Below are 26395 nucleotides of genomic sequence, written 5' to 3' on the forward strand. Positions count from 1 at the left end.
TGCAGGCGGTTAGCTCAGCTGGTTAGAGCGCCACGTTGACATCGTGGAGGTCGTTGGTTCGATTCCAATACCGCCTACCAAATTCCTGCAAAGTGAATGCCTGATAGAGCTAGTCAGGCATCACCCTGAAAAGCCGCGACAGTCCTGGACTTCGCGGCTTTTTGCTTTGGGTTTCGCGCGGGGCATTTCGCGCTTTTTGGGTAGTTTCCCTTGGAAGTCCATTGTATTGAGCCCATTGTTCGCCCCCGAACATGCTCCGATGGTGCGGTAAGATGGCGGCGAAAATTCCAGCCAATGGGGACCCATCATGACTGCTGCCAATCAAGACGATCAGAGCACAAAGCGCACTGCCGACCACTATTCCAAGCAATGGGGGAAGGATCTGAACTATCAGGGATTCGTCGAGGCGAACCCCGAGGCTGCCATGGTCATGCCCGGACGCCAGCTTGGTTGGGCGGATTTGTTCGACGAGATCAGGGCCCGCGCGAGTGTCGGGCCGATTTCGGTGTTGGATGCTGCCTGTGGCTTTGGCGACGTGACCCGGCGTCTGTATGAATCACCCATGCCAGCTCACCTCGAATATGTGGGAGCGGATATCCATGGCTCGCTCGATACGATCGATGCGCCTGCCGAGGCCAAGTTTGTCCAGTGGGATATCTCCAATCCGCTGCCAGGAAGCCAGAAATTCGACTACGTGATCTGTCGAGCAGCCCTGCACCACACGCCGGATCCGGCCAAGACCTACTCATCGTTGGTGTCCCAACTGAAGCCAGGCGGAAAGGTCGCCGTGTCGGTGTACGCAAAGAAAGCCCCGATGCGAGAAGCGCTTGACGATGCTTTCCGTGCCGCAATTGTTCCCATGGGGAACGACGAGGCATTCGCTGTGGCGAATCAGTTTACAAGGCTGGGGGCCGACCTGCAGGCTTGCGCGGGGGAGATCAGGATAACCCAGGATCTGCCGTTCCTTGGCATCAAGACGGGCACGTATTCAATTCAGGAGTTCATCTACGATCATTTCCTGAAATGTTGGCACAACAAGAATTTCTCCAGCGAGCATTGTGATCTGATCAATTTTGATTGGTATCACCCCACGTTCGCTTATCGCTATTCCGCGGCCGAAGCGGTCGCATTTGCGGAGCGCAATGGCCTCGAAATCGTGAGGTTCACATCCATCAAGGCACAGCATTATCTGGAAGCGATGCTGGCTGAATAGCCTGTTGTCGAGCGACCGGACCATTTGCGGCCCGCGAAAGCGGGCTTTATTTTTTTGGCGTACCGATGGGCACACGCCACCCATCTTTCCGGAGAGGGCGTGCGCCTGTATGCGCTTCATGTCGAATGCGGGACGGACTCATGCAGGTACGCTACTTGCTCAGGGCTTGCCGCCAGTGCGTATGTTCTTTCCAGGAGAAGCTGCAATGTCCCTTGTCGTGTTTGACTCCCATGCCCCGACGGCGCCGGCCGTCACCAAAGCCGAACGATGTGCACGGAGTACGCTAGCGGCTGCACAGCGGCTCCTGTACCCGGAAAGTAACTTGTCGCCCATGTCACAGGTGGAGCTGGAATTGGCGCGGTATGTCAAAGAGACATACCGGCCGCGCTTCACTTCGCGTTCTTATCCAGAAACCGCCGGATGACCGCGCCGATCTCGGCTCCGTGGGTTTCCAGCGCCAGATGGCCGGTGTCGTAGAAGCGCACGTCGGCGCCCGGGATATCCCGCTTCCAGGCCTCGGCGCCGGCGGGCAGGAAAAAGGGATCGTTCTTGCCCCACACGGCCAGCAGCGGCGGCTGGTGCTTGCGGAAGTACGCCTGGAACTCCGGATACTTCTGGACGTTGGAGGCGTAGTCTAGCAGCAGGTCGAGCTGGACGTCGGTATTGCCGGGCCGGGAAACCAGGTGGCCTTCGAGCGCAATCGCGTCGGGGGCCACAAGGGTCTGGTCCGGAACGCCTTCGAGGTATTGCCATCGGATCGAGGCCGGCGTGGCGAACTCGCGCAGGGCGTCGCGGTTGGCCTGCGATGGGTCCTTCCAGTATTTCTGGATGGGCGCCCAGCCCGTCCCCAGCCCCTCTTCGTACGCGTTGCCGTTCTGCGAAATGATGGCGCTGATGCGCGCCGGGTGTTCCGCGGCGAGGCGCCAGCCCACCGGGGCGCCATAGTCGAACACCTGCATGGCGTAGCGATCCAGCCCCAGTTGCCGCGTGAACTGTCCAATGGTCTTGGCGAGCTGGTCGAAGGTGTAGTCATATTGCCCGCGCGCGGGGGCTTCGGTGAAGCCAAAGCCGGGCAAGTCGGGCGCAATGACGCGGTACCCGTCCGCAAGCAGCGGGATGAGATTGCGGTACATGAATGAAGAGGCGGCGTAGCCGTGCAGCAGAAGCACGATGGGCGCATCGCGCGGGCCTGCCTCCCGGTAGAACACCTTCACGTCTCCCACCTGTTCGAACCGATGATGGACCTGCAGATCGGCCGCGGATACGCCCGCGGTCAACGGGGTCGAGGGCAGGCCGCTGGTTTCCGTCGCGCTATTCGAAGTCATGATGCATTTCCTTTGTAACCGTTGAATTTGGTTTTTCAGGTTACTTTGGATTTTAGTAACTGGTCAAATTTATTTTTATAGGTTACATTTATCCCATGCCAGACACCGCACAAAATCAAAAACCCCCGCTTTTCGTGGGCGACGACCTTGCACTCGATTTCATCAACACTGAATACGGGGTGGGGGCGGCGCGCCACGACTGTTTCGGCGACGATGACGCCGTGCTCGCATGGTTGAAATTGGCGGATGTGTTGCCGCGGGGGACCCGCGTGGCGCCCCCGGGCCTGCGGGAGCTGGCCCTGCAATTGCGCGAAAGCGCTCGATCCTTGTTGCAGGCCGCCAAGTCGGGCGGCGACTCGGACGCCAGCGTGGTCAACCACGTGCTCAAGGCGGGCGGGGCGGCCACGGAATTGGCGTGGGACGGCGCCAGCCAGTCCTTCAAGGCGGTCAGGCCGCGCCGCCTGGACGACGCGGCCGGCATGCTCGAGCCTGTTGCCCGAGCCATCGTCGAATTGCTGACCGACACGCCGTTGGCGCTTGTGCGGCAATGCGAGGCGCATGACTGCACGCTCATGTTCCATGACAGGACCAAGTCGCATCGGCGCCGCTGGTGCAGCATGGCGCTATGCGGCAACCGGATGAAGGTCGCGGCGTTCCGGTCGCGCAAGAAGGAGAGCGAGTCCGATTGATGCCCGGGACTGCTCAAACCGCCGCGCCCGGAGTTCGTGAGAATTCATGAAACTGTGCCCCGTTTCATTTTGTAGGATTCCCCGCAAGAGGAATTGAAAGACAAATGAAAGGTGAGGGCGATGGCGGATTGTGAAGATTGCAGGGCAATCGTGCGGGCCACCTCGGGCGCGGCGGGCCATGACCAGTTGATCAGCCTGGGCTACGTGCGCAGCCTTGCCGCGGTGCAGGGCGGGGCGCGGCACGAAGCATTCGTCTGCTCGGCCTGCAGTGCCGAGTGGAATTACGTGCATGGCAAGCGCGCCGAGCCCGCGGGCTGGCTGCGGAGCTGATCCGGCTTTCAGGGCAGGGGGATGTTGCCGGTCGAGAGGGTCGCCGCCAGCCGCATGTTGGTATTGCGGATCCAGCCGGGAATCAGGAAGGCGTCGACGATCACCCAGATTCCCACGGCCGCCAGCAGTACCAATCCCACGCCGATGACGCTGAGGGCGATGCCGACAATGGTGAGCGCGAGCATGGCGATGGCCGATCCGGTCCTGCCGGTATAGAAGCGATGCCCGCCCGCGCTGCCCAGGAAGAACCATAGGAGGTAGGCCACGCCGACGCTTTTGCGATTGGCGTCGTACATCATGGTTTGCATGGCGGGACTGTTCACGTTATCTCCGGGAAGAACCAAAGGTCTGGCCGGCGGTATCCGCCGGCCGCAAGTTGGCGAATGATTTTTCGCCGCGTCAGATGATTGGTTCTTTCGAAGTGTCCGGCTAGGGCTGCGGGCCAAATCTCGGACTGCTGAACAGCGCGGGGACGTGTCCGAGTCTTCCCGCGTCGGGGCATCTCTCGCCCCGGATTCAACGGGCCTGCAAACAGCGCCCGACCATTTCCATATAGTGTTCCAGCGGCGGCGTGGACAGGCCGACCACTTTGGCCTGGTCGTCATAGCGGCGCAGGCGCACCGCGGCCTGGGCGTGTGGCTGCGCGGCGAACGCGTCGGCCTGTGCCGGGGTGAACACGCCGCCCTGCAGCGCCAGGCTCTGCACCGAGGCGGGCGACAGGGTGTCCAGATAGGCGGGTTCGATCACGCCCAGATAGCGCTTGGCGGCAACGTGCAGGCGCACCGGCGCCGTGATCGCGTCGCCGAACAGCGGGGCGAGGGCTTCGGCGGCCACATCCTGGTGGCGCATGTCGGTGGTGATGCTCTCGGCCAGCATCAGGTGGCCGAGGTCGTGCAGCAGCGCGGCGACGATCACGGCTTCGGACTCGCCGGCCTGTTCGGCCAGTTGCGCGCATTGCAGCGCGTGTTCGGTCTGGCTGATGGCTTCGCCGCCGTAGTAGGCGGCGCCATGGCGGGCGAACAGGTCCTGGATGATGGGCAGGGTAAGCATGGGTGGATACCTTCGAGGCAGTGGATCGGTGGAGAAGATATGCCTCGAGAGTGACATCTAGATGACTAGAGCATTTTCGCGTCCCGGCACGAATGCGCGCAGGGGCGCCGCGCGTTCGATGGGCCCGCATCGCGATGCCCGGGCCATGCTGTCCCGCGTCCGGCGGGCGGTCAGGCGCGCTAGCTGCAGGTCAGGATGTTGATCCAGGCGATGGCGCTGGCCAGCAATCCCGCGGCTTGTACCCGTTCCGGTGTCTGGCGGCCGGCCTGCAATTGCGCCAGCGCCTTCTTCATGTGCATGAGCGGCGTGCCTTCCGTCTCGGTGGCGGGCGGCACCGCGGGCGCTGCGCGCGGGCGGCGGGTCTTGGCGTTGAGCGGTTCGGTGGTCAAGAAGGCCTCCTGGAGGGGGCGCCGGTCGCGGCGGGAGGGGATCTGACCGAAGGGAGGGCGCAAATGTTCCGGGCAGGCAACTGCGTTATCCTGCACCCCATCATGATGAAAGCACTTTGGCTGATCCTGGGTTGCGCGATGCTGGCGCTGGGCGTGATCGGCGCCTTCCTGCCGGTGATGCCGACGACGATTTTCCTGATTCTGGCGGTGGCCTGCTTTTCGCGTTCGTCCCCACGGCTGGAACGCTGGCTGCTGGATAGCCCCACCTACGGCCCGTCGCTGCGCGCCTGGCGCGAGCAGGGGGCGGTGTCGCGCAAAGGCAAGCTGTATGCCTCGCTGGGCATGGCGGTGGGCTACGGCCTGTTCTGGTGGGGCGCGCATCCGTCGCCTTTGCTCGCATCCGGCGTCGGCCTTTTTTTCCTGGCAAGCGCCGCCTACGTGCTGACGCGCCCTAGCCCGCAAGCGCCTGATATCTCAAAGGAAAACACCGACGAGCCGAGCGGCCCGGCGGCCGGTCGCTGAGGCCGGACTGAAAGCCCGGCCCCTGCGTGACGCGCCGAAATCAACGCATCTTTTTCCTCTACATTGCGGGCGTCGCCGGAGCGTTGCCGCCGCCGTCAGTGCGAATGCCGGGGATCACCGCGCGTTTCGACCACCTTCAGGTACAGGGTGGCGGGTTCCAGGCAGCCGCCGGTTGACAACTGGCCGACCAGTTGCCGGTACAGCTCCTGCCACGGCGTCTGGGCCGGCGGCGGCTGGTAGGGCGGATCCTGCCGCCGCCGCGCCAGTTCGGCTTCGTCCACCAGCGCGATGACGCTGCGCTGGTTCAGGTCGACGCGGATGCGGTCGCCGGTGCGCAGCAGCGCCAGACCGCCACCCACGGCGGCTTCTGGCGACATGTTCAGGATCGACGGACTGGCCGAGGTGCCGCTCTGGCGGCCGTCGCCCAGGCAGGGCAGCGAGTCGATGCCGCGCTTGATCAGGTGCGATGGCGGCGCCATGTTGACGACCTCGGCGCTGCCCGGATAGCCGACCGTGCCGGCGCCGCGGATGACCAGGATGCAGTGTTCGTCGATGTTCAGGGCCGGGTCTTCGATGCGCGCGTGGTAGTCCTCCGGTCCTTCGAACACGATGGCCCGGGCCTCGAAGGCATTCTCGTCGCCGGGCGCGGACAGGTAGGCGCGGCGGAACGCCTCGCCCACCACCGACATCTTGATGACCGCGCTGTCGAAGAAATTGCCCGACAGCACGATGAAGCCGGCGCGGTGCTTGAGCGGCGCGTCGCAGCCGCGGATGACGTCGGCGTCGTGGGTCTTGGCGCCGGCCGCGATTTCGCCGATGGTCTTGCCGGACACGGTGGCGCAGTCGGCGTGCAGGCGGCCGGCGGCCAGCAGTTCGTGCATCACGGCCGGCACGCCGCCGGCGCGGTGGAAGCCCTCGCCCAGGTGTTCGCCGGCGGGCACGCAGTTCACCAGCAGCGGCACGTCTTCGCCCAGCCGCTGCCAGTCTTCCAGGCTCAGGTCGATGCCGGCATGGCGCGCCATGGCGATCAGGTGCGGCGGACAGTTGCTGGACGCGCCCAGCGCCGAGGCGACGACGATGGCGTTCTCGAAGGCCTCGCGCGTCAGGATGCGGGACGGGCGCAGGTCCTCGCGCACCATGTCGCAGATGCGCAGGCCGGTGGCGTAGGCCATCTGCCCGCGTTCGCGGTAGGGCGCGGGGATGCTGGCGCAGGTGGGCAGCGACATGCCCAGCGCCTCGGCCAAGGAATTCATGGACAGCGCCGTGCCCATGGTGTTGCAGTGGCCGATCGAGGGCGAGGAGGCGGTGGCCAGCGTCATGAAGCCCTCGTAGTCCAGCTTGCCCGCGGCCATCAGGTTGCGGGCATGCCAGATGACCGTGCCGGACCCGACGCGCTGGCCGTCATGCCAGCCGTCCAGCATCGGGCCGCCGGACAGCACGATGGCGGGAATGTCGACGGTGGCCGCCGCCATCAGGCAGGCGGGCGTGGTCTTGTCGCAGCCCGTGGTCAGCACCACGCCGTCCAGCGGATAGCCGTGCAGGATCTCCACCAGGCCCAGGTAGGCCAGGTTGCGGTCCAGCGCCGCGGTCGGGCGGCGGCCCTGCTCGGCCAGCGGATGCACCGGGAACTCCATCGGGATGCCGCCGGCGTCGCGGATGCCGGCCTTGATGCGTTCGGCCAGCGCCAGGTGGTGGCGGTTGCAGGGCGCCAGGTCGCTGCCGGTCTGGGCGATGCCGATGATGGGCCGGCCCGATTGCAGTTCCTGGCGCGTCAGGCCGTAGTTCAGGTAGCGCTCGACGTAGATCGCCGTCATGTCGGCGTGGGCGGGATCGTCGAACCATTTCTGGCTGCGCAGCTTGCGGGGAGTGTCGGTCATGGGTGCCTCGTGTGCTTCGGTGATGCGTGGCGCGCCGGCGGGCGCGCCGGGGACCTAATTGCGTGCCTTGCTGATCTCGGCGTTCAGTTGCCGGACCAGGTCCGGGCCGAGTTCCTGGGTGTACTTGTCGACCACGGGCTGCACCTTCTCGCGCATCCGCGCCACTTCCTCGGGCGACACGGTGTTGATCTTCATGCCCGCCTTTTCCAGCGTGCCCATCGCCTTGAGCGAATCGGCGCGGCTGTCCTTGCGTTCGAAGTCGCGCGAGGCCTCGGCGGCCTGGCGCACCAGCTTTTGTTCGTCGGGCGAGAGCTTGTCCCACCATTTCTTGGATGCCAGCACCACCCAGGGCGTGTAGACGTGGCGGGTGATCGTCAGGTAGGGCTGCACCTCGTAGAACTTGCTGCTCTGGATGGTGGTGATGGGGTTCTCCTGGCCATCGACCGTGCGCGTTTCCAGCGCCGTGAACAGTTCCGAGAACGGCATCGGCACCGCGTTCGCGCCCAGGGTGTTGAACACGCCCAGCGCGATCTGGTTCTGCATCACGCGCAGCTTGATGCCCTGCATGTCCTCGGCGCGCACGATGGGGTGCTTGGAGTTGGTCATGTTGCGAAAGCCATTTTCCCAGTACACCAGGCCCACCAGGCCTTTGGCTTCCAGCTTCTTGAGCAGGTCCTGGCCGAGCTGGCCGTCGAGCACCGCGTCGGCTTCTTTTTCGCTGTTGAACAGGAACGGCAGGTCGAACACGCCGAATTCCTTGACCATGCCGGCCAGCGGCGCGGTGGAGCCGACCATCATTTCCTGCGCGCCGCCGACCAGCGCGCCCTGCATCTGCTCGTCCGAGCCGAGGTTGGCCGAGCCGAAGGTCTTCATCTTCAGTTTGCCGCCGCTGATCTTCTCCAGTTCCTGCGCCAGGTGGCGGGCGGCGCGGCCCTGCACGCTGTCCTCGTTCAGGCCGTAGCCGAAGCGGATCAGGCGCGGCTTGACGTCGGCGGCCGCGGCGGCGCCGGCGAAGGCGCAGGACAGCGCGGCCGCCAGCACGACGAGACGGGTCTTGAAACGGATGTTCATGGTTGTTCCTCCTTGGCTTCTTCTGAATGGCGCGGGGTCGGCGCCTCTGTGTACGGGCCTCAGTGCATCCAGCTCGCGGGGACGGTGATCAGCTCGGGGAAGATCACCAGCAGTACCAGCAGCAGCGTGTAGGCCGCGACATAGCGCCACACGCCCCTGCAGATGGTTTCCATGTTGATGCGGGCCACGCCGCAGACCACATTGAGCACGGTGCCGACGGGCGGCGTGAGCAGGCCGACGCAGCCCACCATGACGAACATCACGCCGAAGTAGACCGGGTCGATGCCGGCCTGCGTGACGACCGGCATCAGCACCGGCGCCAGGATCAGGATGGTGGGCGTCAGGTCCATCACCGTGCCGATCAGCGTCAGCAGGACCAGCAGCGCGAACATCAGCAGCTTGGGGTGGTCCAGCACCGGTTCCAGCAGGGCGATCAGGTCCTGCGGCATGTCGGCCAGCGTGATCATGTAGGACGAGACCATGGCGGCGGCCACCAGGAACATCACCACGGCGGTGGTGCGGGCGGCGTTGATGAACAGCGGCAGCAGGTGGCGCAGGCCGATCTCGCGGTAGACGAACAGGCTGATCAGCAGCGCGTAGACGGCGGCCACCACCGCCGCTTCGGTAGGCGTGAAGATGCCGCCGCGCAGGCCGCCGATGATGATGACGGGCAGCAGCAGCGCCCAGGCCGATTCGCGCAGCGCCCGCAGCCGGGCGCTCCAGGGCTGGCGCGGCGCGGGCTTGATGGCGCCGTGCTTGCGCGCCACCCAGGTCCACACCGCCACCAGCGTCAGGCCCATCATCAGGCCGGGCGCGATGCCGGCGAAGAACAGCTTGGTGATGGAAACGTTGGTGGCGACGCCGAAGATGATGAACGAGATCGACGGCGGGATGATCGGCGCGATGATGCCGCCGGCCGCGATCAGGCCGGATGCCTGGCCGGCGTCGTAGCCTTTCTCGCGCAACATGGGAATCAGCAGCGAGCCGAGCGCGGCGGCGTCGGCCACGGCCGAGCCGGACAGGGCCGCCAGCAGCACGCTGGCGAAGATGGCGACGTAGCCCAGGCCGCCCTGGATGTGGCCGACGAACATGCTGGCCAGGTTGACGATGCGGCGCGAAATGCCGCCGGCATTCATCAGTTCGCCGGCCAGCATGAACAGCGGCACCGCCATCAGCGTGAAGCTGTTGGCGCCCGACAGCATGTTCTGCGCCAGGATCTGGGTATCGAAGAAATCGAGTTGGAACATCATGGCGACCGCGCTCAACAGTAGCGCGAACGCGATCGGCATTCCCAGGGCGATGAAGCCCAGCAGCACCAGCAGGAAAATGGTCAGGATCATTGGGGCGGGTCCGAACGTGGAGGCAAGGGGCCGGGGTCAGACCAGCGGGTCTTCGGGGCTGGATTCCGCGGGCAGCGGGCCGCCGGCCAGCACGCGAACCAGGTCGAACAGGGTCAGCAGGCCCATTGCGACGGCGGCGTACAGCGCGGCGGCGTTGAACACCGCCAGCGGCATCGCGGTCACGGGCAGGCGGGTATCCAGGCCGATCAGGGTCTGGGCCCAGCTGCCGTCGGCCAGCAGCCACAGCATCCACAGCACCAGCAACTGACAGACCACGTGCGAGACACGGCGCGCGGCCGGCCCGAAGCGTTCCACCAGCATCGTGACGCCGATGTGCTGGTGATCGCGCAACGCCAGCACCGCGCCCAGGAAGATCAGCCAGACGAAGGCCAGCCGGGAGATTTCGTCGGAGGCGTTGATGCCGGAATTGAACAGGTAGCGCATGGCGACATTGCCGAACAGCAACACCACCATGACCGCCAGGCAACCGGCCATCAGCCAGGTCTGCAATCGAGCGCACCAATTCGCCGCGCGCGCCATCGGGCCGGCACCGGGCCGCCCTGGGGGGGAACCATGCATGCTTGTCTCCTCGTTCCGTTTTCCGGAATTTTTATGGGTATCGCGGTGTCGATGTTAGCGCTAACATTTTTGGTTTGGCAAGCCCTGATCTTTACGTCAGACTACGGACTCGCCAACCGCTCAGAACGGCCGATGTCCATCCGAAAGCCCCGCAGCACCCGCGCCGGCCGCGTGACCATGCAAGAGGTCGCGCGCCGCGCCGGGGTCAGCGCGATCACCGTGTCGCGCGCCTTGCGCACCCCCGACAAGGTGGCCGAGGCGGTGCGCCTGCGCATCACCCAGGTCTGCCAGGAACTGGGCTACGTGCCCAACCATGCCGCCAGCGCGCTGGCGTCGGCGCGCTCGCAGACCATCGTGGTGCTGATTCCGTCGTTGAGCAACGTGGTGTTCGTGGACATCATCAGCGGCATCAAGGAGGTGCTGGACGAGCAGGGTTATCACCTGCTGATCGGCGTCACGGGATATTCGCCCGATGCCGAGGAGGCGTTGTTGCGCAAGTACCTGCAGCACCTGCCCGACGGCCTGATCCTGACCGGCATCGACCACAACCCGGGGGTCTGGGAACTGCTGCGGGCGCAGGGCATGCCCACGGTCCATACCATCGAAACCCTGGAGGACAGCGATGGCATGAGCGTCGGCTTCTCGCAGTTCGAGTCGGGCTACGCCGCCGGCCGGCACCTGGTCGAGCGCGGTTGCCGACGCATCGGCATCGTCGGCGCCCAGCTGGATCCGCGCTCGCTCAGGCGCTGTGAAGGCTGCCGCCAGGCCCTGCGCGATGCCGGCCTGCACGACCCGGCGCTTGAGATCATGACGCCCGAGAAGTCCTCGATCGCGCTGGGGGCGGCGCTGCTGGAAGCCCTGCTGGCCGAACATCCCGATTGCGACGCGGTGTTCTTCTGCAATGACGACCTGGCGCAGGGCGCGGTGTTCCAGTGCGGCCGGCTGGGCGTGAGCGTGCCTGGCCAGATGGCGCTGGTGGGTTTCCATGACTTTGCGGGAACGGCCTGGACCACGCCGCCGCTGTCGACCATCGCCACGCCGCGCTACGAGATTGGCCGGGAAGCGGCGCAACTGCTGATGCGCCACCTGGCGGGGCAGCCCATTGCGCAGCGTCACGTGGACCTGGGCTTCACGCTGGTGCGGCGCGAAACCAGCTGAAGCCGTTGCCCGCTAGCCGGCGCGGCGCAGCGCCAGGAATATGCCCGACGCCATGATCATCGCGATGCCGGCCAGCGCCAACCCGTCGGGGGGACGCTGGAACCAGAAGGTGCTGAAGGCCACCGCCAGCAGCAGCTGGAAGTAGTTCAGCGGCGCCAGCGTGGCGGCCGCCACCCGCTGGAATGCCGCGATCAGCAGGATCTGCGCCAGCCCGCTGCAGGCGCCCAGGCCGACGATCAACGCCATGTCGGTCGGGCCCGGCCAGGGATCCGGCAGGAAGAAGGGCGCCGGCAACGCCGTGACGATCAGGCAGATGAACGCCGTATAGGCGTATTGGACCGGCCCGGCCACCTTGCCCGACAGCTTGCGCGTCAGCACCTGGAAGATGGCGTAGCTGACCGCCGACACCGCCATCAGCAGCGTGCCCAGCCAGGGCAGGTCGCCGCCCGGCCGCACGATCAACAGCATGCCGACGAAGCCCGCCGCCACCGCGGCCCATTGCACCGGCCGCACGCGTTCGCCCAGCAGCCAGGGCGACAACGCCACCATGATGAGCGGCGAGGTGAAGTAGATGGCCGTGGCCTCGGACAGCGGCATCCAGATCAGCGCCGTCATGAAGCAGGTGCCGACCGTTGCCAGCATGACGCCTCTGAGCACCAGCAGGGGCTTGTGGGGGACGGCGCGCAGGCCGGGCCAGCGCTGGCGCCACAGCAGCGCCAGCGCCAGGATCGCCACGGCGATATAGCGCACGATGTTCAGGAACGGCGCCGGATAGCGGGCCAGCATCTGCTTGGATCCGGCATCGAAGGTGGCAAAGGCCACCAGCGCCGCGAAGAACAGCAGGATGCCGGCCTGGCGCGAGCCGGCGGCCAGGGCCGGGACGGAGGAAACGGCGGCGGGGTTGCTCATGGCAGGGTTCAGGCGCGGGCCAGGCCTTCCAGGAATGCGTCCAGCGCCTGGCCGATGGCCTGCACCATGTAGCCGCCTTCCTGCACCACCACCGTGGGCACGCCCAGGCTGGCCACGCGCGCGCCGATGTCGCGGTAGGCGTCGATGTCCAGCCGCAGCACGCTGATGGGATCATCCTTGTAGGTATCGAAGCCCAGCGCCAGCACCAGCGCCTGCGGCCCGTAGCCGGCCAGCGCCGCCAGCGCCGTGTCCAGCGCCCGCAGGAACGGGGCGTTGCCGGCGCCGTGCGGCAGCGGCAGGTTGAGATTGCAGCCCTCGCCGGCGCCATGGCCGCGCTCGTGCGCATAGCCGGTGTAGAACGGGTAGTAGCTGGCGGGATCGGCATGCAGCGACACCGTCATGACGTCGGCGCGCTGGTAGAAGATGTTCTGGGTGCCGTCGCCATGGTGCGCGTCGACGTCCAGCACCGCCACTTTGGACCAGCTCTGCAACAGCCGGGCCGCGGCGGCCGCGCTGCTGTTCAGGTAGCAAAAGCCGCCGGCGCGGTCGCGATGGGCGTGGTGGCCCGAGGGCCGGCACAGGGCATAGGCCGCGCCGCCGCTGGCGGCCACGTGCTCGGCCGCGGCCACCGCGCTGTGGGTGGAGCGCAGCGCCGAGCGCCAGGTGTGCGGGCCGATGGGGCAGGACAGGTCGCTCAGGTAGTAGCCGGTCTGCGCCACGATCGACGGCGACGGGCAGGGGCCACGGCCAGCCGTTTCGATGCGGCCGCTGTAGTAGGGCGACAGGTTCGGCAGCACTTCCGGGCCGGGATCCACGCCCGGCCCCCTGAGCGCCTGCCAGCGCGAAAACGCGCTTTCCAGGTAATCCAGGTAGTCCGGACTGTGAATGCTCTCGAGCGGCTGGCGGCCGTAGTCGGGCGGCGCCTCGACCGCGATGCCACGGGCCGCCAACGCGCCTTGCAGGCTGTGCGCGCGCGACGGCAGGTCGGTGGGAGCGCTGATGCGTCCCAGCCGCATGAACTGCTGCGGCGTGTGCAGCAGCTGTTCTTCCGAGAAAAACGCCTTCATGGTGTTCCTTTGCGCGTCAGTGCGAACAGCCGGAGTCCGGAGCCTGCCCCGGCTGCTTGATCTCGATCTCGACGAACACGAATTCGGTGTCGCCGGGGTTGATGACGTTGTGTTCGACGCCCACCGGCCGGTAGTAGGACACGCCGGTGGTGAGCTGGCTGGTGACCTGGCCGTTGGGCGTATCCAGCAGCAGCGGGCCGGTGGTCTGCGGCACCACCACGTAGTTCATGCCGTGGCGGTGCCAGCCGGTTTCACCGCCGGGCGGAAAGCGCCATTCGGTGACGATGACCTGGTCGTTGTCGATCTGGACGGTGGGCACGGCGGGCGGGCGTTGCATGCGAGTCTCCTGGTTGTGATGGCCGCTTCAGGCCGCGGCCTGCGCCTGGGTCGGATCCCAGTGCTGGCCGGGCACGGCGGCGATGAGTTGTTGCGTGTAGGCGTGCTGCGGGTTGTCGAAAATCTGGCTGGGCGATCCGTATTCCACCACTTTGCCCCGGTGCATGACCAGCACCGAATTGCAGATCTGGGCGGCCACGCGCAGGTCGTGGGTGATGAACACCAGCGCGATCTTCAGGCGCTGCTGCAGGTCGTGCAGCAGTTGCAGCACCTGCGCCTGCACCGACACGTCCAGCGCCGATACCGATTCGTCGGCCACCAGCACCTTGGGTTCCAGCGCCAGGGCGCGGGCGATGCCGATGCGCTGGCGCTGGCCGCCGGAGAACTGGTTGGGGTAGCGGTCGAACGCCGACGGGTCCAATCCCACCAGCGACAGCAGCTCGCGCACGCGAGCCTCGGCCTGGGCGCGCGGCACGCCGTTGGCGACCGGGCCGTCGCTGATGATGCGGCCAACGGTATGGCGCGGGTTGAGCGAGGCGAAGGGATCCTGGAAGATCATCTGGATGTCCTTGCGCAGCGGCCGGAAGCGCGATTCGGGCATGGCGGCGATGTCCTGGCCGTTGAAGATCAACTGGCCGCCGTTGATGCCGACCAGCTTGAGCAGGCACTTGCCGATGGTCGACTTGCCCGAGCCCGACTCGCCGACGATGCCCAGCGTCTCGCCGCGCCGCACGCTGAAGCTGACGCCGTCGACCGCATGCACCTCGCGCTTGCCGCCCAGCCAGCCATGGCCGACGACGTAGGTCTTTCTCAGGTCCTTCACCTCCAGCACCGGCTGTTCCGGCGTGGCGGCGGCGCGTTCCTCGCCGCGGCGGTGCGGCACCGCGGCGATCAGGCGCTGGGTGTAGGGATGGCGCGGACGGTTCAGCACTTCCTCGGCCGGGCCCTGTTCGACCAGCACGCCTTTTTCCATCACCGCCACCCGGTGCGCGATCTCGGCCACCACGCCGAAATCATGGGTGACGAACATCACGCCCATGCCCTTTTCCTTCTGGATGCGGGCGATCAGCGCCAGGATCTGGGCCTGGGTGGTGACGTCCAGCGCCGTGGTCGGCTCGTCGGCGATCAGCAGCGCCGGTTCCAGCGCCAGCGCCATGGCGATCATGACGCGCTGGCGCTGGCCGCCCGACAGGCGGAAGGGATAGACATGGTAGAGCGTGGCCGGATCGGGCAGGCCGACGAAGGCCAGCAGTTCCAGCGTGCGCCGCATGCGCTCCGGTCCGGGATAGGCGTTGTGGACCCGCATGACCTCGTTGATCTGTTCGCCCACCGTCATCAGCGGATTCAGCGCCGACAGCGGTTCCTGGAAGATCATGGCCATGTCCTTGCCGCGCATGCCTTGCAGGGTGGCTTCGTCCTGGCGCAGCAGGTCGGTGCCGCGCAGCAGGATGCGGCCCTGCTGCGGCGTCAGGTAGTCGGGCAGCAGGCCCATGATGGCGTTGGCGCTCATGGACTTGCCCGAGCCGGACTCGCCGACGATGCAGAGGATCTCGCCGGCGTGGATGTCGTATGACACGTCCTGCACCGCGAACGGACGGTCGCCGCCGCGGGGCAGGGCGATGCTGAGGTTCTGGATGGACAGCAGGGGCGGGGAAGCGTTCATGCCGGTCTCCTATTCGCCGCGCTTGCGCAGTTGCGGGTTGAGGGCGTCGTTCAGGCCTTCGCCGATCAGGTTGATGGCCAGCACGGTCAGCAGGATGGCCACGCCCGGCCACACGCTCATCCACCAGGCTTCGCGGATCATGGTGCGGGCCGCGCCGATCATGAAACCCCAGCTCATCTCGTTGCGGTCGCCCAACCCCAGGAAGGACAGCGACGATTCGGTCAGGATGGCGGTGGCCACCATGAACGAGGCCGAGACGATGATGGGCGACATGGCGTTCGGCAGGATCTGCGTGCCGACGATGCGCGCCGGCGTCTGGCCGATGACGATGGCGGCCTGCACGAACTCGCGCTGCTTCAGGGTCATGAACTCGGATCGAACCAGCCGCGCCGCCGGCGGCCAGGACACCACCGCGATCGCGCCCATGATGGAATACATCGACGGCCCGAGGATCGCCACCAGCACCACCGCCATCGCCAGCTGCGGGATGGTCTGGAAGAACTCGGTGAAGCGCATCAGCGCGTCGTCGACCCGGCCGCCGCAGTAGCCGGCGATGGCCCCGACGACGATGCCGAACACCAGCGCCACGGCGGTCGACAGCAGGCCCACCATCAGCGAGACCCGCGCGCCCCACACCAGGCCGGCGGTGATGTCGCGGCCCAGCATGTCGGTGCCGAAGGGGTAGGCGGCATCGGTGAAGGGCGGGATCAGCGGATCGGCCACCATCATCCAGGGCGAATCCTCGTACAGCAGCGGCGCGGCCAGCGCCACGATCACCACGGCCAGCACGATGGCCAGTCCGGCCACCGCGCCGTAGTTGCGCATATAGCGTCGGGCGAATTGCTTCATGCCGCGGCTCCTTGTTGCGCGCCCGCGCTGATGCGTGGATCGATCAGGCGATACAGCACGTCGGTCAACAGGTTGAACACCACCACCATGATCGAGGTCACCAGGAAAATGCCCAGCAGCAGCTGGTAATCGCGTTGCAGCAGCGCGTCGAACATCAGTCGGCCGATGCCGGGCCAGGCGAACACGGTCTCGGTCAGCACCGCGCCGCCGGCCATCTGGCCGAGCTGGATGCCGGCGAAGGTGATCACCGGCAAGAGTGCGTTGCGCAGCACGTGGGCGCGGATCACGCGGCCGGGGCTGACGCCCTTGGCGCGCGCGGTCTTGACGAAGTCCATGCCGATCACTTCCAGCATCGAGGCGCGCGTCAGGCGTACGTACACCGCCATGAAGAAGCAGCCCAGCGTCACCGTCGGCAGGATCAGGTGCTGCGCGATGTCGGCCGCGCGGGCCCAGCCGGTCAGGCCGGCGCCCACGGTTTCCATGCCGAAGGCTGGCAGCCAGCCCAGCACCACCGAGAACAGCAGGATGCCCATCAGCGACAGCCAGAACAGCGGCGTGGCATACAGCAGCAGCGCGCCGGTCATGACCGAGCTGTCGATCCAGCGGCGCTTGTTGCGGTAGCGCGCCTTGGCCGCGACCACGCCCAGCAGCACGCCCAGCACGATCGAGAAGACGAAGGCGCACGACATCAACAGGAAGGTGGCGGGCAGGCGTTCGACGATCAGGTCCAGCACCGGCACGTGGTTGCGGTAGGAAAAGCCCAGGTCCAGCTGGACCACGCCCTTCAGGTACAGGAACAGCTGCGTCAGCACCGGCTTGTCCAGCCCGAACGCGACGCGCAGTTGCTCGACGTAGGCGGCATCGCCCGCGCCGGCCTGCCCCGCCAGCACGGCGGCGGGGTCGCCGGGCGCCAGGCGGATCAGGAAGAAATTGATGATGACCACGCCCAGCACGACCACCAGGGCCTTGCCGATGCGCGAAACCAGGAAAGACAGGAATTTCATGCTCTGGGTCCTCCGTGGACGGGCGCGGACGTCCGTCGCGCGGCCGGGCGCCGCGGGCGGGCCGGATGGCGCCGCCCGCGGCTTGCGGCGTTTACTTCTCGATGTAGACGTCGTCGAACGATTCGTTCAGGCCGATGGCGGTCTTGACCAGGTTCTTGACGTTGGCGCGATACAGCGTGGGGAACTCCATGTCCACCAGGAAGCCATTGGCGACTTCATTGACCAGCGTGGTCTGCAGCTGCGTGTAGAGCGCCTGGCGCTTGGCCGGATCGACTTCGGACGCGGCGGCCTCCCACTGCTTGTCGGTCTCGGGGTTGCTGTAGCCCTGCACGTTGGCGAACGGCGATCCCTTGACGATGTTGGAGGAGATGTACAGGCGCTGCACGCCCAGCGCCGGATCGCCGTACTGGTAGGTGAAGTTGGTGGTCAGGTCGAAGTCCCAGTTGCCGGTGCGGCTGGCCCAGCCGCCGGCGTCGGTCGATTCCAGGTTGACCTTGAAGCCCAGCTGCTCGAGCGCCTGCTTGGTGTATTCGCCCAGACGGTCCCAGGTCGAGCCGTACGGGAAGCTCAACTGGCGGATGGTGTAGTCGCCAGGCTTGATGCCCGATTCCTTGATCAGCGCGCGCGCCTTCTTCATGTCGAAGGGCATCGGCGGCATGTTCTTGTCGTAGAACATCTCGGTGGTGACGAACGGGCTGGTCGAGACCTTGCCCAGGCCGAAGAAGATGTTGTTGACCACCATGTTGCGGTTGATCGCGGCCATCACCGCCTGGCGCACCTTCAGGTTGTCGAAGGGCGGCTTGCGCATGTTGAAGATCAGGTAGGCCTGGGGCGAGAACATCTCCCAGCCGGCAGTGGTGTATTCCACCTTGGGCAGGGCGCGCAGGCGCTTGATGTCGACGTTGTCGACGTCGCCGCCACGCAATACGTCGACGCTGCCGCGCTCGAACGCCACCGCGCGCGAGGCCGCGTCCGGGATCACGTTGAACACCAGCTCATCCAGGTAGGGTTTGCCGGGCTTCCAGTAGTCGGGGTTGCGCGCCAGCTTGATGTATTCGCCGCGTTTCCATTCCTTGAACACGAACGGGCCGGTGCCGATCGGTTTCTGGTTGGCCGGGTTGGTCATGTAGTCGGTGCCGGCGTAGATGTGCTTGGGCATCATCGGCGCGAAGCCGGGTTCGAACATCAGCATGAAGGCCGGGAATGGCGATTTCAGCTTGATGACCACCGTCTTCGGGTCGCTGGCCTGCACCGAATCGACGAACTTGTTCAGAATCACGCGGGCCCGCGCATGGGTCTTGGGCAGCATGTCCGACAGCGTGAAGACCACGTCGTCGGCGGTGAACGGCTTGCCGTCGTGCCACTTGACGTTGTCCTGCAGGTGGAAGGTGTAGGTCAGGCCGTCGCTCGAGGCTTCCCACGACTTGGCCAGGCCGGGCTGGGGCTTGAGGTCGGTGCTGTACGTCAACAGGCTTTCGTAGATCTTGCCGGCGACGAACTGGGTGGGACCCTGCTGGTTGATGGCCGTGACGATCACGGGCGGCTCGGGCTGGACGATCATGTTGAGCGTGCCGCCCTTGGTCTGGGCCAGCGCCTGCGTGGCGGGCAAGGCGGCCGCCAGGACCAGGGCGCCGATGCTGAGGGAGAACCAAGTCTTCGATTTCACTGCGAGCCTCCGGGCTGGAAGAGGGTTGTCAGGTGGCCGCGCGTCACGCGGCGTGTGCCGGCTATGACAAGCAAACCTCGTGCCACCTGTTTCTCGGGGAACTGCGGGGTGGAGCTGCTACAACAATGCTACGTATGGGTGCAGAGACGGCGCCGCGCACCAATGCGGCGACAGACGAGGTGCACGGTGGGCGCGCTATTGGGTGATGTCGATCCAGGTGGTTTTGAGGTCGCTGTACTTGTCCAGCGCGTGCAGCGATTTGTCGCGGCCGAAGCCCGACTGCTTGACGCCGCCGAACGGCACGGTGATATCGCCATCGGCGTAGCAATTGACCCACACCAGGCCGGCGCGCAGGCGGCGCGACAGGCGGTGCGCGCGGCCCAGGTTGGCGGTCCACAGGCCGGCGCCCAGGCCGTACGAGGAATCGTTGGCCAATGCGATGGCTTCGTCTTCCGTATGGAAGCGCTGCGCCGCCAGCACCGGGCCGAAGATCTCCTCGCGGATCAGCGTGCTGGAGGCGTCGGCGCAATCGAAGATGGTGGGCTCGATGTAGAAGCCGCCGCCCTCAGCGTGCAACTGGCGCCCGCCGATGCGCAGTGTCGCGCCCTCGGCCTGGCCGGCCGCGATGCGCGCCATGACCGAGCGCGTCTGGCGCTCGTCGACCATGGCGCCCAGCGCCGTGGCCGGATCCAGCGGGTTGCCCGGCCGCATCTCGGCGGCGTGGTGCGCCACTTTTTCCATGAAGGCGTCGTAGATGGCGTCGTGCACGTACAGGCGCGAGCCGGCGATGCACACTTCGCCCTGGTTCGAGAAGATCGCCAGCGCGGCGATCAGCGCGGCGCGGTCCAGGTCGGGGCAGTCCTCGAAGACGATGTGCGGCGACTTGCCGCCGCATTCCAGCCATACGCGCTTCAGGTTCGATTCGCCCGAATAGCTCATGAAGCGCTTGCCGGTCGCGGTGGAGCCGGTGAACGCCACGCAGTCCACGTCCGGATGCAGGCCCAGCGCGCTGCCCGCGACCGGACCCGTGCCGGGCACCACGTTGAACACGCCCGCGGGGATGCCGGCCTGCTCGGCCAGCGCCGCCAGCCGCAGCGCGCTCAGGGACGACTGCTCGGCCGGCTTGAGGATCACACTGTTGCCGGCGGCCAGCGCCGGCGCGACCTTCCAGGCCGCCATCAGCAGCGGATAGTTCCAGGGAACCACGGCGGCCACCACGCCGAGCGGTTCGCGCGTGACCGTGGCCAGGGCATTGCCCCCCGTCGGCGCGATCTCGTCGTAGCGCTTGTCGATGGCCTCGCCATACCAGGCGTAGCAATGCGCGGTTTCGGGCAGGTCGAAGGCCAGCGCGTCGTGGATCGGCTTGCCCATGTCCAGGGTTTCGATCAGCGCCAGTTCCTCGCTGTGTTCGGTGATGAGCTGCGCCAGCCGCGTCAGGCGCGCCTTGCGTTCGCGCGGCGCCAGTTGGGACCAGACGCCGGCTTCGAAGGCGCGGCGGGCGGCCGCCACGGCGCGGTCGACGTCGGCCGCGCCGCAGGCGGCCACGTCGGCCAGCTTGCGGCCGTCGATCGGGCTGGTGGCCGCGAAGGTGGCGCCGTCGGCGGCGTCGGCGTAGGCGCCATCGATGTAGGCCTGGCCGCGCAGCGTCAGCGCAGCGGCGCGGGCTTGCCAGTAGTCGAGGGTATGCAGGGTCATGACGAGGTCCTCGATTCAGCGCGCGGCGTTGGCGCGGGCCACCATGGCGTCCAGCAGCACGTTGCAGCCGGCTTCCAGGTGCGCGGGCTGCGCGTCTTCGATTTCGTTGTGGCTGATGCCGTCCTTGCACGGCACGAAGATCATGGCGGTGGGCGCCACGGCTGCCATGTAGACGGCGTCGTGGCCGGCGCCGGTGACGATGTCCATGGCCGGCAGGCCGCGGCGCGCGGCGCCCTGGCGCACCTTCTCCACCAGATCGGGATCGAACGGGGTGGGGCGGAAGTACTGCACGTCCTTCACCTCCACCTGCACGCCGTGCCTGTCGGCGATCTCGCGGCAGGCCTCGCGCCATTGCTGGTCCATGCGCGTGAGCGTGGCCTCGTCCTCGTGGCGGAGGTCGGTGGTGAAACGCACCTGGCCCGGGATCACGTTGCGCGAGCCGGGGTGCGCGTGGATCTCGCCCACCGTGCCGCGCCCGTGCGGCTGGTGCGCGTTGGCGATGTTGATGACCGCCTGCACCAGGTAGCTGGCGGCGAACAGCGCGTCGCGGCGGATGCCCATGGGCGTGGGGCCGGCATGCATCTCCATGCCGGTCACGGTGACGTCGTACCAGCGCAGGCCGAGCGAGCCGGTCACCGCGCCGATCACTTTTTCTTCGTGCTCCAGGATCGGACCCTGCTCGATGTGGGCCTCGAAATAGGCATCCACCGGGCGGCCGCCGACCGGTTCCGTGCCGGCGTAGCCGATGGCCTGCAGCTCGTCGCGCACCGCCAGTCCCTTGGCGTCGCGCGCGCTCAGCGCCGTCTCCAGCGAGAACTTGCCGGCGAACACGCCCGAGCCCATCATCACCGGCACGAAGCGCGAGCCTTCCTCGTTGGTCCAGATGGCCAGCTCCAGCGGCGCTTCGGTCTGCACGCCGGCATCGTTCAGGGTGCGCATCACCTCCAGGCCGGCCAGCACGCCGAAACAGCCGTCGAACTTGCCGCCGGTGGGCTGCGTGTCGATGTGGCTGCCGGTCATCACCGGCGCCAGCGCGTCGTTGCGGCCGGCGCGGCGGGCAAAGATGTTGCCCACCTGGTCCACGCGGATCGTCAGGCCGGCGTCGCGCATCCAGCCGGTGACCAGGTCGCGGCCCTGGCCGTCGAGCGCGGTCAGGGCCAGGCGGCAGTTGCCGCCCTTGGGCGTGGCGCCGATCTCGGCCAGATCCATCAGGGATTGCCAGAGCCGGTTGCCGTTGACGGACAGGGATGAAGTCATGGTGATCCTCGTTCGGTGTTAGTGGGTGGAGGCGGCGGCCTGGCGGGCCAGCGCCGCGTCGCGGATGGCGGTGAGGGTCTGGCCGGGGGCGATGCCGTCGGCGTCGTAGCGGATTTCCAGCAGCGCGGGCCGGCGTTCGCGCTCGGCGTAGGCCAGCGCGCGGTCGAACGCCGCGGCGAAATCCTCGGTGCGCTCGACGGCTTCGCCATAGCCGCCGTAGCCGCGCACGATCTGTGTGAAATCGGGGTTCTCGAAGTCCAGCGCGATCGGGCGTCCGGGAAACTCGCGTTCCTGGTGCGCGCGGATGGTGCCCCACATGCCGTTGTTGAACACCAGCACCACGATGCCCAGCCGGTACTGCTGGGCCACGCCCAGTTCCTGCAGGTTCATCTGGAAGCAGCCGTCGCCGGCATAGCAGACCACGGTCTTGCCGGGGTATTCGAGTTTGGCCGAGACCGCCGCCGGCAGGCCGTAGCCCATCGATCCCACGGTGGGCGCCAGGCTGGTGCCCGGACCGGTGAACTGGCGATAGCGGTGCGGATACAGCGCGTAGTTGCCCGCGCCCACCGTGATGCAGGCGTCCGGCGCCAGCCGCTGGTTGACCAGCGCGGCCACGGCGTCCAGGCCCAGCGGGCCGGGCGAGGGCAGCGGCGTGAGCGAATCCAGGTACTCGGCATGGGCCGCGCGCACCGCCGCGCCGCGGGGCGTGGCGTGGGCAGGCCGCAGCGAGGCGACCGCTTGTGCGAACCCGGCCACGCTGGCCGCGATGGCCTGGGTCGGGGCGTAGACGCGGCCCGGTTCCTGCGGATCCGGATGGACATGGATCAGCGCCTGCCGCGGCAGCGGGCTCTCGATCAGCTGGTAGCCCTCCGTGGTGGCCTCGCCCAGCCGCGTGCCGACAGCGAGCACCAGATCGGCGTTCCTGATGCGGGCCCGCAGCGCCTCGGTCATGCCCCAGCCCATCTGGCCGGCGGCATTGGGATGGCGCTGGTCGAAACATTCGAGCCGGCGCCATGCGGTCGCCACCGGCAATTCGAAGCGTTCGGCGAAGGCGGCGATCTGCCCGATCGCGTCGGCATTCCAGCCGCTGCCGCCCAGCACCATGACGGGCCGTTCGGCCTGGTCGAGCAATTGGCGCATGCGTTCCAGGTCGGACTGGCCGGGGCTGGCGGCCACGCGCTGGTAGCGCGGCATGTCGGCCACTGTCGCGGTGCCCCACAGGGTGTCTTCCGGAAGCGCCAGCACCACCGGGCCGGGGCGGCCGCTGGTGGCGGTGGCGTAGGCGCGCGCCACGAATTCCGGAATGCGGTCGGTGCGGTCGATCTGCGCCACCCATTTGGCCATCTGGCCGAACATGCGGCGGTAGTCGATCTCCTGGAAGGCCTCGCGTTCGTAGAAGTCGTTGCCGACCTGGCCGACGAACAGGATCATCGGCGTCGAATCCTGGAAGGCGGTATGCACGCCGATGCTGGCATTGGTGGCGCCCGGGCCGCGTGTGACGAAGCAGACGCCCGGTTCGCCGGTCAGCTTGCCATGCGCCTCGGCCATGTAGGCGGCGCCGCTTTCCTGGCGGCAGACCACCGGTTCGATGGCGCCGCGATGTTCATTGAGCGCATCGATGCAGGGCAGGTAGCTCTCGCCCGGGATCATGAAGATCCGCCGCGTGCCGTGGATGCGCAGCTGTTGCATCAAAATCTGGCCGCCATTGCGCGGCAGGGGGGCTACAACCGTCATGCAAACACTCCCGGGGAGGTGCTGTCCGCGTCCGGCGCGGACTGGTTTCATGGCAAGGCAGGCGGCGCGGCGGCGCCGGCGGGATGGCGAGCGAAGCCTAGATGTCGGGCCGGATGCTCCCGTCGTCGTCGCCGAAGTCTTCCCGCAGGCGCGCCAGGATGCCGATCAGGTGCGCATGCATGGCATGGCGCGCGCGGATCGGATCCCGCGCCAGGATGGCGGTCAGGATGCGCTGGTGCTCGGCATGGGCGACCGCCCAGACCTTGGTGTTGACGAAGTAGTCCTGCATGCGGCTGAACACCGGACTGGCCAGGCTCAAGCTCCACAAATGCGCCACCGCCGCCGCCAGCGCCGCATTGCCGCAGGCGGCGGCGATGGCGCTGTGGAATTCGCGGTCGTGCCAGCCCGGCGCGTCGGTCAGCGACATGGCTTCGTGGGCCGCGCGGATGGCGGCGATCTGCGCCGGCGAACCCTGCTGCGCGGCCAGCGCGGCGCACTCGGGTTCGATCAGCATGCGCGCTTCGAGCAGGTCGAAGGGGCCGATATCGTCCTGGGTGGCCGCCTGTGCGCCGGCGGTGAGGGCGGGAGCGGCCTCGCGCGTGGCGGTGACGAACACGCCGGTGCCCACGCGCACTTCCACATAGCCTTCGATCTCCAGCGCGATCAGCGCTTCCCGGATCGAGGCCCGGCTCACCTGCAGTTGCTCGGCCAGTTCCCGTTCCGACGGCAGCCGGCCGCCGCGCGGGAAATCGCCCGCGCGGATACGCCCGGCGATCTGGTCGGCGATCATGCGATAGAGGCGGGTCACGGCGACGGCTTGGAAGGTGTTCATCTCGGTACTGCAAATCTTGGTCAGGTGGTCAGGCCACCAATATAGGTAGCTTCCCCTTGAAATAAAAGTAAAAAACGTCCAATAGAGGGAAAACGATCAGAGGGATTTCCCCTCTTCCTATCCGGTGGTCAGGCCAGTTGGAGCCGCCTGTGCGGCCTGGCTGCGGGCGGCGTGCTTTACAGTTTCAGAACAATTGCCGAACAAATCCCCCGGCGTTGGAGCCGGACCGGGATCTGATAATTCCTGCGCCTCGAAACGGGGCGACAGGGCGGGGCATCGCGTACGCCAGAAACGGGAGAGTGGCGTGCAATCGGGCGTCAGAGAGGCGTGGAAACCGGGGCTGCGGCGGACCGGCATCGGCATGGCGGTGTTCGCCCTGGCCTGGCTCTGGTTGTCGAACCGGATCGTGCTGGCGCCGCCGACCGACAACATCGAGCAATTGATCTGGGTGCGCAGCCTGGAATGGGGTTACTACAAACATCCGCCGCTGCCGACCTGGTTGCTGTGGCCGGTGGTGCGCCTGCTGGGCTGGAATGCCTGGGCCACTTATGTCCTGGGCGCGGCCTGCACGCTGGGGGCGTTCGCGCTGTTATGGAACATGCTGCGCGGCATGCGCGGCGAGGCCTATGCCGCGACGGCCGCGTTGGCTGGCCTGTGCATCACGTTCTACAACGGCAGGTTGTACTTCTACAACCACGAGATCGTCCTGATTCCATTGGTGGCGGGGTGCGCGGCGGCGTGCTGGCAGGCCTACAGCACCCGCAAGATCGGCTGGTGGGTCGTGCTTGGCGTCTGTCTTGGGCTGGGGGCGCTGGCCAAGTACCAGGCCGCTGTCGCGGGGCTGGCGGTGCTGGCGTTCTGGTGCCGCCGCAAAGCCTGGCGCGACCCCATGCACCGGTTCGGCCTGCAGGTCGCGGGCCTGACCGCGCTGGCCGTGTTCGCGCCGCACCTGATCTGGTTGATCCACCACGATTTCGAGCCGCTGCGCTATGCCATGTCGTCGTCACTGGCCGCCGGCCTGCCATGGAGCGGGCGCGCGCACGAGATCGCCAGATGGTGGGGCGACCAATTGCTGAACCGCGCGCTGCCGGCCTGGGTTTTCCTTGCGGCGCTCTGGGTAGTGGGCCGTGGAGATCGCAACGCGCGCGCCGCGGCGCCGGCCGCGGACGGCGACGCGGCGCGCGCGCTGTTGCTGTCGTTCGGCCTGATCCCGCTGCTGTTCGTCAGCGTGATGACGTTGATCTCGGGTTCGCATATCCAGTTGCACTGGGGCACGCCGTTCCTGCTGTTCGTCGTGCCGGCGGCGATGGAGCTGACACGATCGGCCTGGCAGGCGCCTTTCCGGCCGCGCCGGGCGGTCCTGGTGTTCGTGCTCATCCAGCTGTTGCTGATGGCGCGGGTGGAATTGACCGGCCCCAATGGCGCCGGCCTGATGCGGCGCGCCTCCGACTGGCGTTACTTCGACGCGCAAGCCCTGGCGGACACGCTGCATCCGCGCGCCGTCGCGGAACTGGGCGGTCCGGTGCGCGTGATCTCGGGGCCGTGGGAGGAGTCGGGCGCATTGGCGTTGAGGCTGCCCGGGCAACCGTTGGTATTGATCCACGGGCAGCTGCGATTCAGCCCGTGGGTTGGCGCCGACCTGCTGGCCGCGTGTGGTGCCCTGGAATTGAGCAAGGGCCGGACGCGGCCCGATGGCTTCGCGCCAGTGGGACCCGCGTTTCCGTCGCTGTACTGGCGGGTCTGGCGGCCAGCCACGGATTGCGGCGGCGATGCCGCGCAATAGCGCGGACAGGGATCGTCCGGGTGGTGGCGATGGACGGGAAGGGCGAGCGGCGGCGCA

Annotated in this window: 25 protein-coding genes and 1 tRNA gene; 7 read left to right on the top strand and 19 right to left on the bottom strand. The window is 67.1% G+C overall.

Annotation, left to right across the window (positions count from 1 at the left end; translation table 11 throughout):
• The first annotated feature begins 3 nt into the window (after nt 1–3).
• Nucleotides 4–80 (top strand) — tRNA-Val (locus AT699_RS10115).
• A gap of 227 nt (nt 81–307) precedes the next feature.
• Entirely contained in the window at nt 308–1213 is a 906-nt protein-coding gene (locus AT699_RS10120) for a class I SAM-dependent methyltransferase (protein ID WP_054444185.1), read from the top strand.
• 389 nt (nt 1214–1602) lie between these two features.
• Here the strand turns inward: AT699_RS10120 and AT699_RS10125 are convergent, their stop codons facing one another.
• Complete coding sequence (locus AT699_RS10125) at nt 1603–2538, bottom strand: alpha/beta fold hydrolase (protein WP_024068389.1); 936 nt, start codon at nt 2536–2538, stop codon at nt 1603–1605.
• Between the two features lie 95 nt (nt 2539–2633).
• On the opposite strand from AT699_RS10125, the gene AT699_RS10130 reads away from it, so the two are divergent.
• Together AT699_RS10130 and AT699_RS10135 are read left to right on the top strand one after the other, a co-directional pair.
• Nucleotides 2634–3227, top strand: coding sequence for a CGNR zinc finger domain-containing protein (locus tag AT699_RS10130; protein ID WP_054444183.1), 594 nt, complete (start codon nt 2634–2636; stop codon nt 3225–3227).
• A gap of 120 nt (nt 3228–3347) precedes the next feature.
• Nucleotides 3348–3557, top strand: a complete 210-nt coding sequence (locus tag AT699_RS10135) for a hypothetical protein (RefSeq protein WP_035183331.1) — start codon at nt 3348–3350, stop codon at nt 3555–3557.
• 8 nt (nt 3558–3565) lie between these two features.
• Here AT699_RS10135 and AT699_RS10140 read toward each other — a convergent pair whose 3' ends face one another.
• The 3 genes from AT699_RS10140 to AT699_RS10150 form a co-directional block, all read right to left on the bottom strand.
• The gene (locus AT699_RS10140) at nt 3566–3880 is read right to left on the bottom strand and encodes a TM2 domain-containing protein (protein ID WP_006387962.1); all 315 of its coding nucleotides are present in this window, start codon (nt 3878–3880) and stop codon (nt 3566–3568) included.
• Nucleotides 3881–4073: 193 nt separating this feature from the next.
• Nucleotides 4074–4607, bottom strand: coding sequence for a phosphonate degradation HD-domain oxygenase (locus tag AT699_RS10145; protein ID WP_024068392.1), 534 nt, complete (start codon nt 4605–4607; stop codon nt 4074–4076).
• 179 nt (nt 4608–4786) lie between these two features.
• Entirely contained in the window at nt 4787–4996 is a 210-nt protein-coding gene (locus AT699_RS10150; protein ID WP_024068393.1) for a hypothetical protein, read from the bottom strand.
• 102 nt (nt 4997–5098) lie between these two features.
• Here AT699_RS10150 and AT699_RS10155 point away from each other — a divergent pair, with 102 nt between their 5' ends.
• Nucleotides 5099–5518, top strand: a complete 420-nt coding sequence (locus tag AT699_RS10155; protein ID WP_081247877.1) for a YbaN family protein — start codon at nt 5099–5101, stop codon at nt 5516–5518.
• 95 nt (nt 5519–5613) lie between these two features.
• Here AT699_RS10155 and AT699_RS10160 read toward each other — a convergent pair whose 3' ends face one another.
• The 4 genes from AT699_RS10160 to AT699_RS10175 are packed head-to-tail and all read right to left on the bottom strand — an operon-like array spanning nt 5614 to nt 10385.
• Nucleotides 5614–7395 carry an IlvD/Edd family dehydratase gene (locus AT699_RS10160; RefSeq protein ID WP_024068395.1) on the bottom strand — a complete coding sequence of 594 codons (1782 nt, stop codon included), beginning with the start codon at nt 7393–7395 and terminating at the stop codon, nt 5614–5616.
• A 54-nt stretch (nt 7396–7449) separates the two neighbouring features.
• A complete protein-coding gene (locus AT699_RS10165; protein WP_006387969.1) occupies nt 7450–8466 on the bottom strand; it encodes a TRAP transporter substrate-binding protein in 1017 nt (338 codons plus the stop codon).
• A 59-nt stretch (nt 8467–8525) separates the two neighbouring features.
• Entirely contained in the window at nt 8526–9806 is a 1281-nt protein-coding gene (locus AT699_RS10170; RefSeq protein ID WP_020927028.1) for a TRAP transporter large permease, read from the bottom strand.
• 36 nt (nt 9807–9842) lie between these two features.
• Nucleotides 9843–10385: a TRAP transporter small permease gene (locus AT699_RS10175; RefSeq protein WP_006387971.1), complete on the bottom strand. Its 543-nt coding sequence runs from the start codon at nt 10383–10385 to the stop codon at nt 9843–9845.
• Nucleotides 10386–10517: 132 nt separating this feature from the next.
• Here AT699_RS10175 and gntR point away from each other — a divergent pair, with 132 nt between their 5' ends.
• A complete protein-coding gene (gene gntR / locus AT699_RS10180; protein WP_006387972.1) occupies nt 10518–11543 on the top strand; it encodes an HTH-type transcriptional regulator GntR in 1026 nt (341 codons plus the stop codon).
• Nucleotides 11544–11555: 12 nt separating this feature from the next.
• Here gntR and AT699_RS10185 read toward each other — a convergent pair whose 3' ends face one another.
• The 11 genes from AT699_RS10185 to AT699_RS10235 all read right to left on the bottom strand — a co-directional run bounded on the left by AT699_RS10185 (nt 11556) and on the right by AT699_RS10235 (nt 24555).
• Entirely contained in the window at nt 11556–12452 is an 897-nt protein-coding gene (locus AT699_RS10185) for a DMT family transporter (RefSeq protein ID WP_024068397.1), read from the bottom strand.
• An 8-nt stretch (nt 12453–12460) separates the two neighbouring features.
• Complete coding sequence (locus AT699_RS10190; RefSeq protein WP_024068398.1) at nt 12461–13519, bottom strand: histone deacetylase family protein; 1059 nt, start codon at nt 13517–13519, stop codon at nt 12461–12463.
• A gap of 16 nt (nt 13520–13535) precedes the next feature.
• Nucleotides 13536–13856, bottom strand: coding sequence for a cupin domain-containing protein (locus AT699_RS10195; protein ID WP_024068399.1), 321 nt, complete (start codon nt 13854–13856; stop codon nt 13536–13538).
• Between the two features lie 27 nt (nt 13857–13883).
• The gene (locus AT699_RS10200; RefSeq protein WP_020927033.1) at nt 13884–15518 is read right to left on the bottom strand and encodes an ABC transporter ATP-binding protein; all 1635 of its coding nucleotides are present in this window, start codon (nt 15516–15518) and stop codon (nt 13884–13886) included.
• A 9-nt stretch (nt 15519–15527) separates the two neighbouring features.
• Nucleotides 15528–16367 (bottom strand): ABC transporter permease, encoded by an 840-nt coding sequence (locus AT699_RS10205; protein ID WP_006387977.1) that lies wholly within the window; start codon nt 16365–16367, stop codon nt 15528–15530.
• Nucleotides 16364–17371 carry an ABC transporter permease gene (locus AT699_RS10210; RefSeq protein ID WP_006387978.1) on the bottom strand — a complete coding sequence of 336 codons (1008 nt, stop codon included), beginning with the start codon at nt 17369–17371 and terminating at the stop codon, nt 16364–16366. The genes AT699_RS10205 and AT699_RS10210 overlap by 4 nt, the downstream gene beginning before the upstream one ends.
• Nucleotides 17372–17462: 91 nt before the next feature.
• Nucleotides 17463–19037 (bottom strand): ABC transporter substrate-binding protein, encoded by a 1575-nt coding sequence (locus tag AT699_RS10215; RefSeq protein WP_006387979.1) that lies wholly within the window; start codon nt 19035–19037, stop codon nt 17463–17465.
• A gap of 195 nt (nt 19038–19232) precedes the next feature.
• Nucleotides 19233–20732 carry an aldehyde dehydrogenase gene (locus tag AT699_RS10220; RefSeq protein ID WP_024068400.1) on the bottom strand — a complete coding sequence of 500 codons (1500 nt, stop codon included), beginning with the start codon at nt 20730–20732 and terminating at the stop codon, nt 19233–19235.
• Between the two features lie 15 nt (nt 20733–20747).
• Nucleotides 20748–21989: a Zn-dependent hydrolase gene (locus tag AT699_RS10225; RefSeq protein ID WP_024068401.1), complete on the bottom strand. Its 1242-nt coding sequence runs from the start codon at nt 21987–21989 to the stop codon at nt 20748–20750.
• 18 nt (nt 21990–22007) lie between these two features.
• Entirely contained in the window at nt 22008–23723 is a 1716-nt protein-coding gene (locus tag AT699_RS10230; protein ID WP_024068402.1) for a thiamine pyrophosphate-binding protein, read from the bottom strand.
• Between the two features lie 97 nt (nt 23724–23820).
• Nucleotides 23821–24555 (bottom strand): FadR/GntR family transcriptional regulator, encoded by a 735-nt coding sequence (locus tag AT699_RS10235; protein WP_006387983.1) that lies wholly within the window; start codon nt 24553–24555, stop codon nt 23821–23823.
• 304 nt (nt 24556–24859) lie between these two features.
• On the opposite strand from AT699_RS10235, the gene AT699_RS10240 reads away from it, so the two are divergent.
• Entirely contained in the window at nt 24860–26338 is a 1479-nt protein-coding gene (locus tag AT699_RS10240) for a glycosyltransferase family 39 protein (protein WP_006387984.1), read from the top strand.
• Nucleotides 26339–26395: the final 57 nt, after the last annotated feature.

This window comes from Achromobacter xylosoxidans (assembly GCF_001457475.1).
Taxonomy (GTDB): domain Bacteria; phylum Pseudomonadota; class Gammaproteobacteria; order Burkholderiales; family Burkholderiaceae_B; genus Achromobacter; species Achromobacter xylosoxidans.

Excerpts from the sequence above, each read along its gene's own strand:
- AT699_RS10120 (WP_054444185.1), top strand. The coding sequence starts at position 308 with ATGACTGCTGCCAATCAAGACGATCAGAGCACAAAGCGCACTGCCGAC.
- AT699_RS10125 (WP_024068389.1), bottom strand. The coding sequence starts at position 2,538 with ATGACTTCGAATAGCGCGACGGAAACCAGCGGCCTGCCCTCGACCCCG.
- AT699_RS10130 (WP_054444183.1), top strand. The coding sequence starts at position 2,634 with ATGCCAGACACCGCACAAAATCAAAAACCCCCGCTTTTCGTGGGCGAC.
- AT699_RS10135 (WP_035183331.1), top strand. The coding sequence starts at position 3,348 with ATGGCGGATTGTGAAGATTGCAGGGCAATCGTGCGGGCCACCTCGGGC.
- AT699_RS10145 (WP_024068392.1), bottom strand. The coding sequence starts at position 4,607 with ATGCTTACCCTGCCCATCATCCAGGACCTGTTCGCCCGCCATGGCGCC.
- AT699_RS10155 (WP_081247877.1), top strand. The coding sequence starts at position 5,099 with ATGATGAAAGCACTTTGGCTGATCCTGGGTTGCGCGATGCTGGCGCTG.
- AT699_RS10160 (WP_024068395.1), bottom strand. The coding sequence starts at position 7,395 with ATGACCGACACTCCCCGCAAGCTGCGCAGCCAGAAATGGTTCGACGAT.
- AT699_RS10165 (WP_006387969.1), bottom strand. The coding sequence starts at position 8,466 with ATGAACATCCGTTTCAAGACCCGTCTCGTCGTGCTGGCGGCCGCGCTG.
- AT699_RS10170 (WP_020927028.1), bottom strand. The coding sequence starts at position 9,806 with ATGATCCTGACCATTTTCCTGCTGGTGCTGCTGGGCTTCATCGCCCTG.
- AT699_RS10175 (WP_006387971.1), bottom strand. The coding sequence starts at position 10,385 with ATGCATGGTTCCCCCCCAGGGCGGCCCGGTGCCGGCCCGATGGCGCGC.
- gntR (WP_006387972.1), top strand. The coding sequence starts at position 10,518 with ATGTCCATCCGAAAGCCCCGCAGCACCCGCGCCGGCCGCGTGACCATG.
- AT699_RS10185 (WP_024068397.1), bottom strand. The coding sequence starts at position 12,452 with ATGAGCAACCCCGCCGCCGTTTCCTCCGTCCCGGCCCTGGCCGCCGGC.
- AT699_RS10190 (WP_024068398.1), bottom strand. The coding sequence starts at position 13,519 with ATGAAGGCGTTTTTCTCGGAAGAACAGCTGCTGCACACGCCGCAGCAG.
- AT699_RS10195 (WP_024068399.1), bottom strand. The coding sequence starts at position 13,856 with ATGCAACGCCCGCCCGCCGTGCCCACCGTCCAGATCGACAACGACCAG.
- AT699_RS10200 (WP_020927033.1), bottom strand. The coding sequence starts at position 15,518 with ATGAACGCTTCCCCGCCCCTGCTGTCCATCCAGAACCTCAGCATCGCC.
- AT699_RS10205 (WP_006387977.1), bottom strand. The coding sequence starts at position 16,367 with ATGAAGCAATTCGCCCGACGCTATATGCGCAACTACGGCGCGGTGGCC.
- AT699_RS10210 (WP_006387978.1), bottom strand. The coding sequence starts at position 17,371 with ATGAAATTCCTGTCTTTCCTGGTTTCGCGCATCGGCAAGGCCCTGGTG.
- AT699_RS10220 (WP_024068400.1), bottom strand. The coding sequence starts at position 20,732 with ATGACCCTGCATACCCTCGACTACTGGCAAGCCCGCGCCGCTGCGCTG.
- AT699_RS10225 (WP_024068401.1), bottom strand. The coding sequence starts at position 21,989 with ATGACTTCATCCCTGTCCGTCAACGGCAACCGGCTCTGGCAATCCCTG.
- AT699_RS10230 (WP_024068402.1), bottom strand. The coding sequence starts at position 23,723 with ATGACGGTTGTAGCCCCCCTGCCGCGCAATGGCGGCCAGATTTTGATG.
- AT699_RS10235 (WP_006387983.1), bottom strand. The coding sequence starts at position 24,555 with ATGAACACCTTCCAAGCCGTCGCCGTGACCCGCCTCTATCGCATGATC.